Annotated in this window: 14 protein-coding genes; 13 read left to right on the forward strand and 1 reads right to left on the reverse strand. The window is 48.5% G+C overall.

What is annotated here, in order from left to right; genetic code table 11:
* Positions 1-36 precede the first annotated feature (36 nt).
* Positions 37-513 carry a hypothetical protein gene (locus tag MHI52_RS06615; protein WP_405158705.1) on the reverse strand — a complete coding sequence of 159 codons (477 nt, stop codon included), beginning with the start codon at positions 511-513 and terminating at the stop codon, positions 37-39.
* A gap of 405 nt (positions 514-918) precedes the next feature.
* Between MHI52_RS06615 and MHI52_RS06620 the strand changes: the two genes are divergently transcribed.
* The 13 genes from MHI52_RS06620 (at position 919) to MHI52_RS06680 (ending at position 13139) form a co-directional block, all read left to right on the forward strand.
* A complete protein-coding gene (locus tag MHI52_RS06620) occupies positions 919-1842 on the forward strand; it encodes a hypothetical protein (protein WP_127547903.1) in 924 nt (307 codons plus the stop codon).
* A gap of 400 nt (positions 1843-2242) precedes the next feature.
* Entirely contained in the window at positions 2243-2431 is a 189-nt protein-coding gene (locus MHI52_RS06625; RefSeq protein ID WP_249911568.1) for a hypothetical protein, read from the forward strand.
* Complete coding sequence (locus tag MHI52_RS06630; RefSeq protein WP_405158706.1) at positions 2431-3894, forward strand: phage tail sheath subtilisin-like domain-containing protein; 1464 nt, start codon at positions 2431-2433, stop codon at positions 3892-3894. The genes MHI52_RS06625 and MHI52_RS06630 overlap by 1 nt, the downstream gene beginning before the upstream one ends.
* A gap of 150 nt (positions 3895-4044) precedes the next feature.
* Positions 4045-4452: a phage tail tube protein gene (locus tag MHI52_RS06635; RefSeq protein WP_124117078.1), complete on the forward strand. Its 408-nt coding sequence runs from the start codon at positions 4045-4047 to the stop codon at positions 4450-4452.
* Positions 4453-4626: 174 nt separating this feature from the next.
* Positions 4627-5061 (forward strand): phage tail assembly chaperone, encoded by a 435-nt coding sequence (locus MHI52_RS06640; protein WP_017690174.1) that lies wholly within the window; start codon positions 4627-4629, stop codon positions 5059-5061.
* A gap of 182 nt (positions 5062-5243) precedes the next feature.
* Complete coding sequence (locus MHI52_RS06645; RefSeq protein ID WP_405158707.1) at positions 5244-6986, forward strand: hypothetical protein; 1743 nt, start codon at positions 5244-5246, stop codon at positions 6984-6986.
* Between the two features lie 54 nt (positions 6987-7040).
* Positions 7041-7670, forward strand: a complete 630-nt coding sequence (locus tag MHI52_RS06650; protein ID WP_127547967.1) for a LysM peptidoglycan-binding domain-containing protein — start codon at positions 7041-7043, stop codon at positions 7668-7670.
* Complete coding sequence (locus tag MHI52_RS06655) at positions 7667-8653, forward strand: phage portal protein (RefSeq protein ID WP_405158708.1); 987 nt, start codon at positions 7667-7669, stop codon at positions 8651-8653. Before MHI52_RS06650 ends, MHI52_RS06655 begins: the two co-directional genes overlap by 4 nt.
* The gene (locus MHI52_RS06660; RefSeq protein WP_127547895.1) at positions 8646-9056 is read left to right on the forward strand and encodes a hypothetical protein; all 411 of its coding nucleotides are present in this window, start codon (positions 8646-8648) and stop codon (positions 9054-9056) included. The genes MHI52_RS06655 and MHI52_RS06660 overlap by 8 nt, the downstream gene beginning before the upstream one ends.
* The gene (locus MHI52_RS06665; RefSeq protein ID WP_127547893.1) at positions 9049-9504 is read left to right on the forward strand and encodes a DUF2634 domain-containing protein; all 456 of its coding nucleotides are present in this window, start codon (positions 9049-9051) and stop codon (positions 9502-9504) included. The genes MHI52_RS06660 and MHI52_RS06665 overlap by 8 nt, the downstream gene beginning before the upstream one ends.
* A 4-nt stretch (positions 9505-9508) precedes the next feature.
* On the forward strand, positions 9509-10648 hold the full coding sequence (locus MHI52_RS06670; RefSeq protein ID WP_127547891.1) for a baseplate J/gp47 family protein: 1140 nt from the start codon (positions 9509-9511) through the stop codon (positions 10646-10648).
* Positions 10649-10785: 137 nt separating this feature from the next.
* Positions 10786-11376 (forward strand): YmfQ family protein, encoded by a 591-nt coding sequence (locus tag MHI52_RS06675; protein WP_405158709.1) that lies wholly within the window; start codon positions 10786-10788, stop codon positions 11374-11376.
* Positions 11376-13139 carry a hypothetical protein gene (locus MHI52_RS06680; protein WP_405158710.1) on the forward strand — a complete coding sequence of 588 codons (1764 nt, stop codon included), beginning with the start codon at positions 11376-11378 and terminating at the stop codon, positions 13137-13139. Before MHI52_RS06675 ends, MHI52_RS06680 begins: the two co-directional genes overlap by 1 nt.
* Positions 13140-13432 lie beyond the last annotated feature (293 nt).

A 13432-nucleotide genomic window follows, 5' to 3' on the forward strand; every position in this document is an offset into this window, starting at 1 on the left:
GAGCTGCCAGGTCAATGGTAGCTCGCTTTCTATCGTTTAATTTAAAATGATGGTAATTATTAATAAAATAAATATAACAAAAGATACTAATAGAAATGATTTAGGATTTAAGCGCTTTTGCGCCACCCATATTCCATATGATGAAACAAGAGCTGCAATTAAAAAGAATGTATAAAATAAAAATCCTTCTTGAGTAAAAGGGAAACTAATACTAGCGAAATTAAAAAAACCAGAAAGGAATGGAATAATATAAACCGGAATAATTGCTACAATTGCAAATAAAATGGTTTGTGTCCAAAAAAAGTATTTATTAATCAATTTCAAAAAGAAAACGGACAAAATAAATAATAACAAGTTTACTGTGAAAAAAGTCGGTGCAGTCCAAGTAATTAGTTGTCCCCAATCACTAACTTCTTCATTATACACAAGAAACATGCTTAAAGTGTAGGCAACTATTCCTGCACAGTAGCTAGAGATCAACACCCATATATAAATTAAATCCGATTTTTTCATTACTTCGCCTCCAATCATGATATAACGCTATCACTTTATTCAATAGTATATTTTTACAGTTTATTTGTCTAGATGAATGAGAAAAAAATCACAATCTAGAGTCGTCTTTTTTCCACCCGAGATACTCCCTTAATAGCACCTAAGTCATACCAATCACCATCCGCGCTAGGTATGAGAGGGTGTAAGATTGTATTATCGGATCAATAACAAGGGACGCACCGAAAGCACATACGCTAATGTACAGACCGGCCAGGTGGCCGGTCTTTTTGATGCGGTGAATGTAGTCCCGTTACTGGTTCGGTCGGAATACGACTCTGAGTTAAAAGGGGGAGTCTACTGCTGCTGCATTGCCGCTGCACGGTGTGGGCAGGTCTCAAACTTGCAGACAAAGGGGGCGAAATGAATGTGTCTATGAGAAATGAGATTAACACTGACATGAGCACCAGTAAAATGAGTACGCTCATTAAAAAAACGCTGAAACAGAAGCTCGCGGTACTTGTTCCAGATTGGAACGGTCGTGTGCTGGATGTACCTGCGTCAGGCGAAATGTTGGCCGGGCCTTGTGCAGTCGTTGCGTTTGCCGAAGAAGTGCCGAAGTCTGCCTGGGCGGGATATCGACGGATTATTAAAATCTCACCCTACGCTCGCCCGGAAGATGGTGGCGCTGAACAAGTGGAAGCTTGGTCAGCTGATCTAATCGAAGGGTTGCACCAGGTAAGACTGGTGGATGAAGCAGGTGAGGCCTTCACTTGCATCTATTTGGGTTCTTCAGATAGTGACCGGGTGGATGCAGGGTCTGGCATGGTTACGCGCAGTCTGCGGTTCGGAGTGTATGTTCCCGAAGACTCGGGAGTTGTCCTCGCTGAAACAGGGGACGCGTGGTTAGCTGCGCTTCAAGACTGGACACAATCGGAACTTGGTTCGAACTGGTCGGTATATGGTGATGCCTGGCCTGGAGGATATGAGATGCCGTCTGTGTTATGGCGATTGGCTGGATGCAGCACGTCTGTGGCGGGCACTTCGGCATTGGAGGTTCGACAACAGTGGATTGGGCATGTGCTCACCGATCATCCGGTGCTAACACGGCAGACCGTTACTCGATTGGTAGAGCAACTTGCAGTGCAATCTCGTCTTGCCGTCACTGAAACGGGTGGCGAAGAGCACCAAGGTAACACGCGATATATCACAGTGGATGAAGTCACGGCAGATTTACAGACGGATGCGTATTTGAATGGTCAGATTCGCCTGACGTTGCAACAGCGGATTCGTCGTCCGGGTACGAATGTACCTTTGATTCGTGAGATTCACCATAGCAAAGGTATGGAGTAAACGTTAGTCGAGAGGAACCTTCTATTAGAGGTTATTCAAAAAGCCCGCTTTTGATTACAAAGGATGCCTAACGGCATCATCAGCATCGAATATGGAATTCAGCCTAATAAGCATAAGCTTACGAAGTATGTTTCCTTCGGAAACATTGTAGTTTTCCCTACGCTCTGCTACTCCATTTCTAACTTCATCCCATCTTCTCGGTACTGAAAACCGATCTTTTTGAACATGCACTTTTAAGAGTGGTTCCAGATTATAGCTTTGAGATGATAGATGTAGCTTCAACATTATAGCTTCAAATTCATGGTTCATAGGATCGAAAATTCATAGATCAAGCTTAAAGATCAACGATTCACGAAATCAGTAATCCAACAAATGAGGTGAGATGGCGATGGCAAGCTCAGTGAAAAAAAGCAAACAGACAGCCCCGCGGTATACACGGGCAGAACTGATGAATCATGCAGAAGCCCTCTTTGCCGTTAAGGCAGAGGTGCTGTACGGTGCGCTGTACGAAGCGGCGCAAGAGACGTTTTCCATTGAAGAAACGCAGGAACGAATTAACCAATTTATGAAAGCGAAGGTGAAGGGATAATGGCAGGTGGAAATTGGGAGCAAACAAATCGTCCGGTCCTTCCGGGCTTATATATGAATTTTCAGGCGGCAGCATCTTCGGCCATTCAAGCGGGTACGCGGGGAACCGTCGTTGTGCCGATCAAGGCCAACTGGGGTCCGGTAGGGACTTTTGTTGAAGTAGGGAGCGAAGCGGCGATTGAACGTATTTATGCGGCGAATGTGCTGGATAACGGTACGGCTTATACTTCCTTGAAGCTCGCCCTGTTGGGTGGGCCGAAGAAGTTGCTCGCTTATCGGGTAGCAAGTGCTGCGGCCAAAGTAGCTACGCTTACCTTGAAGGATAGCAGTGATGCCAATGTGCTGCAACTGGACGCGAAGTATCCGGGGGATCGTGCAAATGGATTCTACGTCACCATCCAGCCAGGTGTGATTGATAATACGAAGCATGAAGTGCGTCTCTTCGAAGGTAACCGGATGTTGTATGCGCTCCTGACAGCGGATATTACAGCAGCTTCTCTGGCAAAAGAGATTAACGCGGATGAACAAAATGTCTGGGTAACGGCTCAGGCGATTGGCGATGGTGCAGGTGTAGTTGCAACAATTGCGGGTGCGGCATTCAAAGGCGGCGTAAGTGGCAACGATGACCTGACCAATGCAGAATACATTGCTGTACAGGGTGCGCTGGAAGGGGAGCAATTCGACGTCTTGGCTTTGGATCAGGCGGCAGATGCACCTCTGCTTGCGAGTTTTGCGGCATGGGTGAAACGTGTGCGTAGTGAAGGCAAACCGGTGGTGGCTGTATTTGGCGGTTCCGCAGCAGACGATACTTCTGCTACAGCAGCACAAAAAGCGTCAACACGTTCGCTTACGCTCAACCATGAAGGTGTGATTAATGTCGGTACAGGCGTGCGCCTTGGAGATGCATTCTACAGCTCGGCGGAAACGTCTGCTTATGTTGCAGGACTGATCGCCGGACAACGTCTGAACCAATCCACAACCTATGCAGCTACTCCGTTCGATGATGTGACACGTCGCTGGACGCGTGCAGAACAGGAGCAGGCGGTACAGAATGGCGTATTTATTTTCTTCCATGATGGACGTCAGGTGAAAGCACTTCGCGGTGTAAATACACTTGTAACTCCGGCCGCTGGACAGAATAATGCGTGGAAAAAAATCCGTTCCATTCGTGTGTTGGATGCGATCAACACGGATTTGCAGCGTTCCGCGGAAGATACGTATATCGGTAAAGTAAACAATACCGAAGAGGGTCGTCAGGCACTGATTAGTGCCATGAAGGCCTATTTGGCGCTGCTCGCACAGAGCAATGTGATTGAAGCCGACGGTTATGATGTCATTCTTGACCCGGCATATTATGGTACGGCACCAGTTCTCAAACCGGAAGCAGATCAGGTATTCCTGCAATGGAATGTGAAGCTGACGGATGTGATGGAGCAGTTGTTTGGTACATTTTACGTGCAATAAGGTTGTGTGAAAGGAAAGAACCGTTTTCTAGAATAATTACTACACGTTGAACTGATGGTTTACACGATAACAGCGATCGGAAGATTGTTCTGACTGCGGAGTTATACCGTGTAATATTTATTAGTTCAACGAACCCAAGGAGGAAAATATATGTTGGATGCGTCAAGAGTAATTCTCGGTACCCATGGTCAGTTGCATATCGATGGTGTGTGGCAGACAAACATTAACAAGTTGGAAGCGAGTGTGGAGATTGAAAAGCGTGAGCTGAATCTGGTCGGTAACGACTGGAAAGTGCACAAAAACGGCGCAAAAAAAGGAACAGGCACGATGACCGGCTACAAAGTCACTTCGGATATGATCCAGCGCGGCTTCACCAAATTCGAGATTATTTCCAAGCTGAACGACCCTGAATCGTATGGACATGAGAGCGTTTTGCTTAAAGGTTGTATGGTGGATAAAATTCAGCTTGCCAACTGGACAGCTGGCGAAGAAGTACCGGAAGAAACAGGCTTTACGTTTGAAGGATTTGAATTGCTGAATCCGATTGTGGCGAATTAAGCTTTGTAATAGGCACGAATTGAGCTAGTTTGCTCAAGCGTGATTGCATAGTTACTTCATATTAATATGGACACCAATGCGGGCCGAGATGATCTCGGTCTCTTTGTTGTCTCTACAGGCTTGGAAGCTGGCATAGATAAACCCATTTGTGAAATGAGAAGGAGATAACGCCCGATGAGTATGAATGAAAATATGTCCGAAGAACAGATTTTGGATCAGTTGTTTGAAGCAGCAGAACGTTTGCCAGAGGAAAATGTGCGCATTCAGCGTCTGGATCTGCTGTTGACCTTGCGTGGACTGACTTCCTCCAAAGTGGATCACATTCGCGAACGCTGTACCATTCGAAAAACGACCAAAGGCCGCACAGAGGAAAAGGTGGACACCGAAACGTTTAACGCGCTGCTCATTTCCGAAGCAACCGTGAAATTGAAAGTCCGCAGCCTGGAATTGTCCGGCTGGGGAGACACACGCATTACCGGCCGCATGAAGTTGTCCGGTGGCGAACAGGCAGTACGTCGTATGTTGCTGGCTGGTGAATTGGATGCTGTAGGCGATAAAGTGCTGGAGCTGTCCGGCTTTGGTGTGGAGATTGAAGACCTAAAAAACTGATTCACTCCGGCGGAATGACCACGTTCCTGTATCACATGTGGGTACGTCATCATCTCCGGCCCGGAGAGTTCTGGTCTTTGCCACGTGGGGAGCGCTCGCTGTTAATTGCGTTCTCGGAAGAGGAAATGTCAGCGATAACTTCGCAAATGAATCGATAACGAAATAGGCTAGGAGGTGAAAAAATGGCAGAAATGATTGTAGGTTTATCCAAATCTAATGCGGAAATGCGGACAACCCTTCGATACCTAGATCAGATTCAGCGTTCCACGGAACGTCTGGGCAGAGTTCGTTATCAGAGTCTGATCAAGGTGAATAATGAGCTGAGAACGACTGGACGCAGGTTGGAGCATATTTATAGTATGGCTGTGCGAATCAGCAGGTTGCGAATCACACCGACGATTGGGTTGATTGATAAGCTGAGTCCGGCACTGGATCGCGCATGGGTTAAACTGAATAGATTCAGGGACCAGATGGTTACGGCTTCGGGAACAGTATCCCTTGAAGTTCGGCAGAAGATCGAAGTGGCGATGGGCAAAGGAGGGGCTTCGGGTCCTACTATGGCTGTCGTGATTCAAAACAATAAAAATATCACTAATGCTACGAAGGAAGAAGATCCTAAGAGTTGGTTGGATAAATGGATTTTTGACCTTGCCGAAAAGGTTAATAGTTTGTTTGATGTATTTAATAACATCAAGGGAATATTTGATAAATTCAAAAAGAAAAAAGAAGAAAGTCCTGCATCTGATCCAACCAGAAGTCCAGCATCCAAATGTTGCTGTTGCGCAGGTGGAAAGATGGGCAAAAACCGTAGAGTTCGTTCACCGAATGCGGATGGTGGTGGATCAGATCGTGGAAGACGAAATTACCGAAGTGGTAGAAGGTCTAGTAATCGTTCGAACCGGGGCCCATCACCAGTACCCAATCCTGTACCTGATACTCCAACTCCTCCGACCGATCGCAACCGTAATAGGGGAGGCGGTAGAAGAATACGAGGAAGCGGTAGATTAGGATTTGCGGATGGTGGATTGGGATCTTTAACCGACATGCTGGCTGGTAATGGATTGATGGATAATTTAAGTAGTGGTTTTGCCAAAGGAGCAAAAAGGTTGCTTGGACCCATCAGCATGCTTGCTGATGTGGCAAATGTAGCGACAGCACCCCCGGAAGAGCGTGGCCGAGCGGTGGGTTCGATGATTGGCGGCACAGCAGGTACTGCGATTGGTAGCGCCATCGGTAGCGTTCTTTTGCCTGGCATCGGAACATGGGTTGGTGGTGCAGTAGGGGGTTGGGCCGGAAGTGCAGCAGGCGGTTGGATTGGAGACAAAGCGAAGGATATTGGAAACTTCATGTCTAGTGCTACCGAGGGTGTAGGGGACGCATTGTCGGGTGCAGCCGATTACGTCTCTGAGAAAACAAAAAAAATCACGGATGGCATATCCGGCTTTTTCGGTTTTGGTTCTAAAAAAGAAGAAAAGACAGTCTCGGTCGCAACGGTAGCTTCATCACCTTCCGTACCCGCTACTCCGCAGATGGCACCTGCCTATATGCCACCGGCACTGACCATGACAGGCCCAGCCGCATATATGAACAGCAAGGTCGGTCAGCCTACCTCTGCTGGATTCATGGGAACAAGCATGATGCAGAACCAAGCAATGGCGCTTGGTAACGGTGCGCAGACGAATGGGAAATCTTCCACAATGACGGTACAAATATCCGAAGACCAGATGAGCAGCCTGTCCGGATACTTGAAGGATTTCAAAACCGAAACTACCAATCAGATTGCGATAAATATTCCACCAGGTGCGGTGCAGGTGACTGTGCGCGAAAATGCGATTGATTACGATGCTGTCACCAAGCAGGTCGGACAACGGATTACGGGCGAGTTCCGCCGCGCGATGGAAAACCGAAAAACGATTATGGCCTAAGCAGAAAGGAGGCCGTGTATGTCTGTACTTAAAGATGAAGTAGGTCCTAACAAAATGGCATTTACGCTGAAGGATGGCGGCACATCATTTCAATTCCCGGTGAACCCGGAAGAGGTGAGTATTTCCAGGTCCAAAGGGTATGAAACGATTAATATGCTGGAGCATGGCGAGTTTGATTTTGCGCAGGGGGAGAAGGTGAAGGAGATCACCTTCTCTTCTTTTTTTCCCAAAGAGTATGATGCCTTCTATTGCATGTACGAAGATTTGCCTGATCCGCGTGTAGCGATGAATGTCCTGAACACATTTCTGATCTCCAAAAAGCCGCTGCGCCTCATCATTTCAGAGACGGGCGTGAACGTGCCTGTTTTTATTGTTTCGCTTAATTCGAGCTTTCGTGGGGGGGAGACAGGAGATATTTACTTCGACCTGACCCTGCGCACATGGCGTGATTCCAAGGTGGAGAAGGTCGGTTCTGCGGCATCCGGGGGCAAGTCAGGTTCTCGTACCGATTTGAAAAAGAGTAGCAAGACCTACACCGTCAAATCTGGCGACTCCCTGTCCAAAATAGCAAAGCTTGAGCTGGGTAGCAGTTCCAAATGGAACGAGATCTACAAGCTCAACGCAAAGATCATCGGGAGTGATCCAAACCGGATCAAGCCCGGGCAAAAGCTGGTGATGCCATGACCTACAAGGTCATTGTCGACGACAAATATGACATCACCAAGCTGGTGGAGACAATTACGCTGAAGGACTCGCTCGACCAGATTGCCTATCAGGCTAACATCCGGCTGGCGGTGTCAGCATCTTCCGGTTTGCCTTCGATCTCACCGGGCATGGCGGTGCGGATTAGCGGGGTTCCTTTTGGCGAAAAATCCATGGTTCATCTGTTGCATCCTGCGGTCATCTGGGAGGTGGAAAGCTCGAACAGCGGCACCAAGCGGCTGTCTCTCACGGTGTACGACCGAATGATATATCTGGAAAAATCGGAGGACGAGTTCCTGCTGCCGAAGGATCAGACCGCTACGCAGCGACTCAAAACCTACGCCAAAGAGTGGAAGATTCCATATGCTACGCTGCCGGAAACCAAGACAAAGCTGGGAAAAGCCGTGTATCGGTCACAGACGATCTTCTCGATGATGTTTGCCGATCTGAAAGAAACGGCGAAGTCCGGCGGGGAAATGTACCATCCACGGATGACGCCCGGTGGGTTGCAGCTCTTCCAGGTTGGAAGTAATGCAAAGGTGTATGAACTTGATCGACTAATTGATCTGACCCAGATGCGTACGCTCGAAGGGGCGGTTACCAAAGTTAAAGTCATGGCGGCGTCGGAGTCACCGAGTGGCAAAGAAGTTCCTTCCAAAGTGCTTGCGATTGAGCAGGATCGTGTGGAAGAACTGGGCACATTGCAAAAGCTGGTAGAGGACGATCAGGTGAAATCGACAACCGCCGCGAAAAAACTGGCGAAAAGTCATCTGACGGGTATTCAGGAGACCTTTACGATATCCGCACCGGATGTGAATACGATTCGTTCTGGGGACGCGGTGTTGTTAAAAGGACTGAAGCTAATCGTCATGTCGGTTAGCCGTGATCTGTCTGCCGGACCTGGAATGATGACGTTGGAACTGGGGACAGCCGAGCTGGTGAAAAGGAGGTATTACCTTGAATAAAGATGATCCGTATGGGCATTTTGCCGACGTCATGCGGGGTGCGATGAGTACACATTCTCGTCAGGCCGTGAGCGGGCTGGGCGCGGTACTGGGTACGATGACCTCATCCGGCGTGAAGCTGGATGATTTCAAGCACGAAGTGCAGGATTATCTCGTGGCCGAGTTGCCGGGCACGCTTGGACTGCCGGAGCGCGAGGCTGCTGGCGCGATTTCCGGTATACCTGACGTGGCAAACGGCGGAACGACGGGCACGGGACGGTTTCTTTTGCAAGAAGAGGAAGTGGAAGAAACGGTGTTGTCTCTTGGCAAAGGTCTGAAAGCGGGAGATCGTGTGCTGGCGATGCGCGTGAATGGCGGCAATGACATTGTGGTGCTGTGTAAGGTGGTGAGTGCGAATGCCTAGTCTGTTCCCGGAAACGGGTGTGGTATGGGGAGATGAGGAGGATCTGTCGGGGGCGGATTCGGAAGAGGTACGCTTTGGGCGGAGCTGGCGATTTGATTACGATGTAGGGGATTTTGTATTGACCCCAAGTGGTAAAGTAGCCGCAGCGGATGCACATGAAGCCTGGGTGCAATGGTGCATTAAGGCAGTGAAAACGCCACGTTACAGACATGTGATCTATTCTCGAAACTATGGTTCGGAGCTGGAGGATCTGGTGGGTCAGGGTGATAGCCGAGGTGTGATGGAAAGTGAGATTACCCGGATGGTGACGGAAACGTTGCTGGCTGATCCACGCACGGAATCGGTAGACCAGTTCACGTTCGATTGGAATCGGGAGCAGTGCATGTTCTCGTGCCGGGTGGCGAGTGTGCAGGAAGAGATGTTTATTCTGGAAAGTGAGGTGATCTGACGGGATGGCTGAGATTCCGCGTTATTTGGAGGACCAGACGGAGGAACAGATTATGCAGCGTATGCTGGATCGTCTGCCCGCGGATCTGGATAAGTCGGAAGGATCGTTTCTGTGGGATGCGGAGGCTCCGGTTGCGTTTATGCTGTCTGAAGCGGCATTGTGGGCGCAGGAATTACTTCGGCGAGGGTTTGCTAGTACTGCGGCGAGCAGTGATCCGAATTTTCGTTCGGAAGAGCTGGATCTGCGGGCAGGAGAGCACGGCATCACGCGGCGGGCTGCTGTGGCGGCACAAGGTGCAGTGAGGTTCATGGGTACGCCGGGGAAAGTTGTGCCTGTGGGCACGGTCGTGGCTACGCTCGCGGATGAAGTATCTGCTGAAGCTTCGCTCGAATATGAGACGGTGGGGCGTGTGGAACTGGATGCAGAGGGCTCCGGGGTGGTAGGCGTGCGAGCGCTTGTTGCCGGAAAAGAAAGCAATGTGCCTGCGGGCACGGTAACTGTGCTGTCTACACCTGTAAGTGGCGTGACTTCTGTCACGAACGTTGAGTTGATAAAAGGCGGTGCGGATATTGAGGCCGATACGGCATTGTTGGAACGCTTTTATGCCAAAGTCCGCAACCAAGGGACAAGCGGCAACAAATCGCAATATGTGCAATGGGCCAGTGAAGTACCAGGTGTTGGTGCAACGCGGGTTATTCCGTTATGGCAAGGGCCAGGCACGGTGGGATTGTATCTGCTGGACACGGAAAAGCGCGCTGCGGGCACCGATCTGGTGACGGCGGTACAGAAGTATGTTGACCCCACGCAGGATGGACAGGGTGAAGGCGTTGCACCGGCGGGGCCAGTGGTGTCCGTGATGCCAGCCGAGGAAGTGCCGATGAACATTCAGGTGAAACTGACGCTGGCAAGTGATGCGACACTCGCCGATGTACGAGCATTGATCGAACGCGGGGTGACCGCGTATCTGAAGCAGTTGGCTTTTGCCGATCCACTCGTTCGTTACACCCGCATTGCCGCGATTCTGCTGGACATTCCGCCGATTATCGACTATTCGGAGCTGACCGTGAACGGTGTAAGTGACCAGAATATTGAGATGACCTCGAGTCAGGTCGCCGTGCTGGGGACGGTGGATGTGTATGAGTAGTGTTGGGCAGATGGTGGATGAGGAAGTAGTTTTGGAGTGTGGAGGCCTAGGGAGATTGGGAGAAGTACGCCGATCTGAGTTAGAGCTGGTGAGCGAGACGTTTCATGATGATGTGCAAGGAAGGGAGGGGACAGGGCATGAGTGCTCCTTCTATTGTAGATGTTGGACTGACGAGTGAGAAAGGGCGGGAGCTGTTCTCGTATTTGCCCAGGTATTATGAGACTTCTCGTGTAATGCAGGCCGATATGCAGACCAAAGGCAGCGAAATGGATCTGCTGTACCAGGCGCTGGATGAGACGCTGGAGCAGTTTTTTGTCCGTACAGCGACGTGGGGGCTGGACTTTTGGGAGCAGGAGCTAGGTATTGAGACGGACCGTCTCAAACCTGTGGAGCAACGGCGTGCGGTGGTGGAGTCGAAGCTGCGCGGGGCAGGAAAATTCTCGGGCAGGCTGGTTGCGAATGTGGCTGAGGCTTATGCCGGGGGCAAGGTGGATGTAACTTTTCAGCCGGAAGCGTGGAGTTTTACGGTGAGCTTTGTGGATACGATGGGCATCCCGCCCAACATTGATGATCTGAAGAGAGCGATTGAAGAACTGAAACCGGCCCATATGGCCGTGGAATATAAATATCGTTATCTGGTCTGGGATGATCTGGACGACAAACAGATGACATGGGACGAACTCGATGCCGCGTCCTTGACGTGGAATGAACTGGAGGTGTGGGCGTAATGCCACAAGAAACCGATCGATTGAAATTACCTCTTCCCTTGGGGAACGAGAATGTAACCCGGGAGAGTATTAATGGGATTTTTGAAAAGATTGACGCAGGCGTTGCAACACGGTCTGAAGTGGAAGCATTACGCCAAATGATAAGCGAGGTGGACATCCCGGATGCATCCCTTTCGGAAAAAGGCAAGGTGCAATTATCAAATAAAATAGATGGTATGTCTGAGGAATTGGTGCCAACTGAAAAGGCTTTAAGCGATACAAGATTGAGCATCTTGTCCGATTATATCCGCCATCCCGGGTATGCAACTACAATAGGCACAGGTTCGGCTTATTTGGTAATTCTAAACCCCGCGCCTATTACGTTAACTGAGGGATTCGGAATCACGATTGTGCCTCACATCACGAGTGCCCATGAACCTACGCTGAATATTAACGGATTAGGGACGATTCCGCTTAAAATGCAGGACGGAACCTCTTATGCCGCTGGTGATCTATTAGTAGGAAAACCTTACTCATTCCGAAAAGTTGGATCGGATTTTTTAGAAACTAGTGTTGTGGAGGAGGTGATAAACAATAAGGGCCGTGTATCAGTAACGTACAGTACTGACATTAAAAAGGGCAGTATTGCTAAACTGATCAACACACCTACGCTCTCTAGTGTTATTAGAACGATGGATCACACGAATCGTTACATTTCACAAAAGGGCGTGGATGGAAAAACCCTCGTTATTCATGGTTATGGCCAATTCTATACGGTGCTTAAATTTGAAACACCTCATTCCACAGAACCAACTGGCATTAGTACATCTTCTCTGGCCACAGGAGAATCAGTGTTTGCCTCATCTGCATGGGGGGATTACCTAGTTTTGACTGTGAATGGACTTACACGATGGGAATTCAGAATCTATAAGTGGGCGGGTACGTATTATTCTAAATTACCAGATCCAGCGGTACCAGTAAACGATGGCTCACTAGCCCGCCATTGTTTTTCTAGTGACGGTTCACTCTTAGCCGTTTCAACAGCATCCGGGAATTGGTGGATCTATAAGCGAAGTGGAGATACATTCACTAAATTAGCAGATAATGCTAGTATTATTAATACAGGGGTATCGTATATGATGACCTTCTCACCCGATGGTAAGTACTTTGTTGTCGGAAGAACTGACCAAAAAGGATTCAATTTCTTTGAAATAATAGGAGATACATTTACCCCCATATGGAATTACGGTTGGGGATCTAGTGGTAACGGGAGAACCTTACGTAATATCACCTTCACGCCGGATTCAAAATATGTTATTTTTTCACTCAGTACCACGGATGAAGGTCCTTATATTTTCCCTGTATCTGGGATAATGTCGGCTAATTCTCGATCAATGATACCAGTAAATGCGTCACTATCTGATTATGTCGTTTCCGGTGCTAGAGCAGCCATATCTCCTAATGGTAAGCTTATGATCACCGATTCTGGCAATAAGCCCAGTGGAACATTAACACCTATGCTTATTGATAGTGGTGCGTTTACGGTGTTCCCTGATATTAGACCTGTAACTAGCACTATAGGCGGCCTCGCATTCATATCTGACAATATATTGGCAGTGACGACTCTCGAGAATAAGACAATATTTTATAATGTGAGTTATCCTATTAATGCCTACCCTTTATTTCAGTACTCTCAGGTATCTGCTACAAAAAATGAAGGCTTAGTCTATGCATTACGTGATGGAAAAGCGGGAGAAGCACATCAAGTTATGCAAATTCTTTAATATGATGGGGCTTTTGAGACAGCCCCTATTTTTATGCTTTCTGGAGTGGTCATGGTACTTTTCATATTTAGGGGGGGGCTGTGTTCAGTTGAGGACATTTTACCGCTAAAAATCCGTATTCGTCTGTAATCGGTAATTGCTGACATATCAGGAGCTGCTGTAGGGCGTAACAATTGAAATGATGGGTTAAGTGGCTATGGATGTGGCTGTCTTAACAGGTTTGGATTTCATTAGGGGAATTACAAAGCAGGTTGTCTTATCCAAACGACAATAGAATAGATTTAGTGCTGTAA

The sequence above is a fragment of the Paenibacillus sp. FSL H8-0283 genome, from assembly GCF_045040675.1.
GTDB lineage: Bacteria > Bacillota > Bacilli > Paenibacillales > Paenibacillaceae > Paenibacillus > Paenibacillus amylolyticus.